Annotated in this window: 3 protein-coding genes; all 3 read right to left on the bottom strand. The window is 55.9% G+C overall.

Going from position 1 to position 4,444, the window contains the following annotated elements:
• Window positions 1-103: 103 nt before the first annotated feature.
• The 3 genes from ABX962_RS31215 to mnmD all read right to left on the bottom strand — a co-directional run bounded on the left by ABX962_RS31215 (window position 104) and on the right by mnmD (window position 4,155).
• Window positions 104-2,602, bottom strand: coding sequence for a serine/threonine-protein kinase (locus ABX962_RS31215; protein WP_372725458.1), 2,499 nt, complete (start codon window positions 2,600-2,602; stop codon window positions 104-106).
• A complete protein-coding gene (locus tag ABX962_RS31210) occupies window positions 2,602-3,198 on the bottom strand; it encodes an ECF-type sigma factor (RefSeq protein WP_372725456.1) in 597 nt (198 codons plus the stop codon). Before ABX962_RS31210 ends, ABX962_RS31215 begins: the two co-directional genes overlap by 1 nt.
• A 159-nt stretch (window positions 3,199-3,357) precedes the next feature.
• The gene (gene mnmD / locus ABX962_RS31205) at window positions 3,358-4,155 is read right to left on the bottom strand and encodes a tRNA (5-methylaminomethyl-2-thiouridine)(34)-methyltransferase MnmD (RefSeq protein ID WP_372725454.1); all 798 of its coding nucleotides are present in this window, start codon (window positions 4,153-4,155) and stop codon (window positions 3,358-3,360) included.
• Window positions 4,156-4,444 lie beyond the last annotated feature (289 nt).

Here is a 4,444-nt window from a genome sequence, read left to right as displayed (position 1 = left end):
GGGGGGAAAGGCTGGACGAAATTCTTCGTGACTTTCGCGACGCGTGAGCCGGGATGTGGAATTGGCTTCCAGCCTGTCTTTTCCCTGAATTCCTCCACTCTGGCTACGCTTCGCCGTGATGCTTCCACCACTCGACCGCATCGCTGCTGGTCCATGGATACTCGATTCGCAGAGCATCAATGGCGGTGGCAAGTTCATCGATCGAAGCGTAACGGTCCGCCGCATTTTTGGCCATGCATTTCAGCACACAATTTCGGACTGCCTCAGGAACATCTTCGCCTCGATGGATCCCCAGCCCGATCGGCTGCTCGCTGATTATCAGAGCGAACAGTGACTCGGGATCACATTCGGCAAACGGCGGGCGGCCTGCCAACAAGTAATAGGCGACACAGCCGACCGAATAGATGTCCGAGCGAGGGTCCATCACCGAGGGGGACCGAAATCGTTCGGGCGCCATGTACATCGGCGTGCCTGCCCAGATCACTTCGCGAGTCTGGTAGGTTCCTTTTTCGGGGCTGAGCGGTTTGGCCAGCCCGTAATCAAACACGACCGCCCAATCACCGATCGAAGGATCCAGCGACAACATAATATTTTGCGGTTTGATGTCGCGATGGACCAAATCCATGCTATGCGCCTCGCCCAGCGCCTCACAGACTTGCCGCAGCACAAACAACACACGTCCGATCGATTGAAATCCGCTACGTGCAACCACCTCTTGCAGCGTCAAGCCTGACAAATATTCCATCACGCAATACGCTTCCCCCTCTTCGCTACGACCGTAATCGTAAATTGTCACACTGTGGGGATTGGTGAGCGAAGCGGCCAAGCGGGCTTCGCGGTCAAAACGCAATTGATCTTCACGATTCTGGCGATCGCTTCGTAATAATTTCAGCGCCGCATTCCTCCCTAGCTGCAGGTGCTTGACTTTGTAAACGACCCCCATCCCCCCGCTGCCCAATTCCGAGATGATTTCGTATCGACTCAGTGGGTGGACTGCGGCTTGGTCGCGAGCGGAGCTGCGTGCAAGTCGCCCTGCCGACACCAGAGCCGTGACGGTCAGCAGGCTGCCCAGCAGCAAAAAACTGTACCAAACAATTCGGGCAGCCGCGAACGCATCCCGCACGTCCTTTTCCACAATCACAGCGAATCGCCAACGTGGAATCCACCGCCAACCGCCTACGACCGATTCACCTGCATAATTTGAATACGGTTCAAGCCGCACCAAAGATTCTCCCAGCGTTGCCGCCGATGCTGATTCGGTCAAGGGTAACGATCGACGAACGACCGCATCCCGAGTGCTCTCGGTGATCAAGCCGCCTGGATCACTAACCCGCAGCTCTGCCACGATCGTTTCGGGATCCATGTCGAATTGCGAGCGATGAAACAAACTTGCCGCATGCGGGCTGACGCTGATCATCTCGGCATCGCGATTGATCGCGTAAATATCCAGCCCGCTTGAAATACTGCTCTCGTGAAACAACTCATTGAATTCTTTGAACAACCCAATGCTGTTCACCAGCAGTGCGGCAACCACTTCGGAATTGCCATCACGAATGGGGACGATGCAAGCCATCATTGGCTCGATCGCTTCGTCGATCGTGGCGGCTTCGTCTTCGGTCAAACTCGCTGGCCCATCGCCTCGATCGGGACCATAGATGACCGTTTCGCCTCGCAGCACTCGAGCGACATCCGATGTACCGCTGGGGATCACCGGGTGCCCTAAATCCGAATGGTCCTCGCGCCAGCTGGCAATCGTCGTAAACGACTGGTTCCAAACGACAAATTTGACATCCGGTCTACCCGACAAGATTCTTAGCTCACTACGAATCTGCGCAGCCAGTGGAGCCGACTGGAGAACATCCATTTTCGATTTTCGGTCACTTAGTTCGACCAAACCGAGGATCGAATCGCGAATCAACGATTGCCGAGCCCAGGATTGGACCAATTGAGCCTTGTCGTCAAGAAACCGACCGGTCGCCAGATCAATACTATTGCTGACGCCGGTCAATTCGTTTCGCAGCGCCAATTGGACGCTGTTAGAGACACTGTGGTAGGTCAGATAACCAACGATCAGCGTCGGCAGCACCGCGGCCAACCACAACCAACCCGAATTGATACGCCGAGCTCGACGTGATTTACTGGCAAGCAGTAATTCGCTCGGTGACGTCCGGTCCTTTGACCCCCGTGACTCGAAATCTTTGGGCGAAGCATGCGTGCGTTCCGCCCCACGCTGAGTGATCTCGGATGCGGAGACTTTCTTGTCAGCCCGCTCAGTATCCAGTTTGTCGGTTCGTGGTGGCTGAGTGATCTCGGAGCCCGCAGCGACCTGTGTCGGCTTCGCCGCACGATTTTGTTTCGCAGTCGCGTCACTCGGGGCGACCGTCGGTTGTCCTAATTCACGTGGTGCAGGCACAGGCATCGCCTTGGCGCCCTCGAGCCGAGCCAATTCCGCGTCATGCTCATCGAGCAACGACAGAACCTCAGACATCAGTCCCTGGTCGTCCCCGATTTCAGTCTCGAGAAATTTTTGCCGCGCCGCACCCGAGAGTTCATCCGCTGCAAAAAAGAGATCTCGGACACGAGCGTAACGATCGGCATTCATTAATCCGATTCAGACTCCGTGCTTGCATCGTCGCCATCCTCGTCACCACGTCGCAACTCGCGACGCATCCAAGCGCGTGCCATCGCCCAATCTTTCTCGATCGTACGTAGCCCAATGTTCATTTCTGCGGCGATTTCACGCATCGTTAACCCACCAAAAAAACGCAACTCGACGATCCGAGCCTGCCGCTGATTGAGACTGGCGAGGATATTCAACAAATCGTCCAGGGCGACGACGTCGTCATCGCGGCTGAGTTGAAACGTGATTTCGTCGGTCAACATCCGGCGATCCCAACCCCCGCCGCGTTTTTGCGATCGCACTTTGCGGGCATGATCGACCAAGATTCGCCGCATCACGGTCGCGCCGATGGCAAAGAAGTGCGTCTTGCCTTGCCAATTGATCCGCGATTGATCGACCATTCGCATATAGGCTTGATGAACTAGCGACGATGAACTGAGGCGTTGACGCATCGGTTCGTGCTGTAAAAAACGACCTGCTAAACGGCGCAGATCATCATACATCAACGTAAACAACCGGTCCGTTTCGGCCGGTTGCCCTTTGACGCTTTTCTCGACGAGTTCATTTACACCATTCATAAGTCTTGCCTGAGCCCGATCTATCCGCCGTGATTATATCAGCCGTGGTTCGGATTCGCCATCGAGCGACATCTTTTTGCCAGCATCGTAAACCGCTTACCACGGACGCCTCGAGCAGCCGTAGCGCCACCCCAACCGGGACCGAGCCGTCTCCCCATTCTAATGCCGCGTTGCGACTAAGACTTCACGTTTTCCACCCTTGGGGCCACGAATTTTACGAACATCAAACCCAACCGCCGTCAAGCGATCTCGGACTTCCCGTTTCACACAATAGGTGACAAGTCGACCGTCCGTGTTCAGTAGCTTGTACATGACAGCAAGCAGAGGCGTCTGCCACAGTTCGGCGTTGGTGTCGGGCGCAAACGGATCAAAATAGATCGCATCAAAACAGCGACCCTCATGCCGCCAACGCAACGCATCGACCCGCTGGATTTGAACGACCTGGTGCTCTCCAGCGTGCCAACGATACACCGAAGTTGACTTCGGCTCCGCGGATTCGCCACTCGGCAAGTGCCCACTTTGAGACGGATCACGTGGGAATTGAAGGTCGGTGACACTCGACCGCCACTGGATGTAATCAGCGACGACCGCGGGATTGTCGACCCACGACTCCGGCGCGAGCTCACGCACGACGTTCGCCGACAACCAATGGTAATCGAGGGCGACATAGTCGAGCGGGGCACGATGCTTGATCGCCTGGTCCACCGTCAAAAACATCCCCATCCCGGTCCCCAACCCAATTTCCAAGACACGTGTCGCTTGGCCCGTGGACAACCGTTCTGCGACGCCACTGTTTTGTAAATAGACTTGGCGAGTCTCGGTGATCGCGCCCGAGGAACTGTGGTAACTGTCGCCGGTGGCCTTCTGGATCAGCGTGCGACTACCATCGTCCGTGACTTCGATTTCAAGAGTCGGGTCCTGACACGGCAATCGGACTCGGTTTGCCCGTTGATTCATCCTCTAATCGACTCCTAAAAAGTAAGCAGGCTTCGGAATACCGTAAGTCGCTGGGTGGCCCCCCCACGCTAATCAATGCGCATTCTTGCGCGTCGCTGTGTCCATGGCAAGCAGTAGTAAGCTGCCCCCTTTATATTCGCGGCGGGTGTCAAGCCATCCCGAAACCGGCCAAACGTTGGTTGCCCCCACGATCCCCCCGCCTGAAAAACTGCAGAATGGGCCTAAAAAAGGGCGTTTTGGAGAATTTTGTCGAAGGCGAAGGAATCACCATTTACTCCGTCTCCAATGT

Origin of the sequence: Novipirellula sp., assembly GCF_041583735.1 — a bacterium.
Classification (GTDB): domain Bacteria; phylum Planctomycetota; class Planctomycetia; order Pirellulales; family Pirellulaceae; genus Novipirellula.
This window is presented reverse-complemented; position numbering and strand designations above follow the sequence as displayed.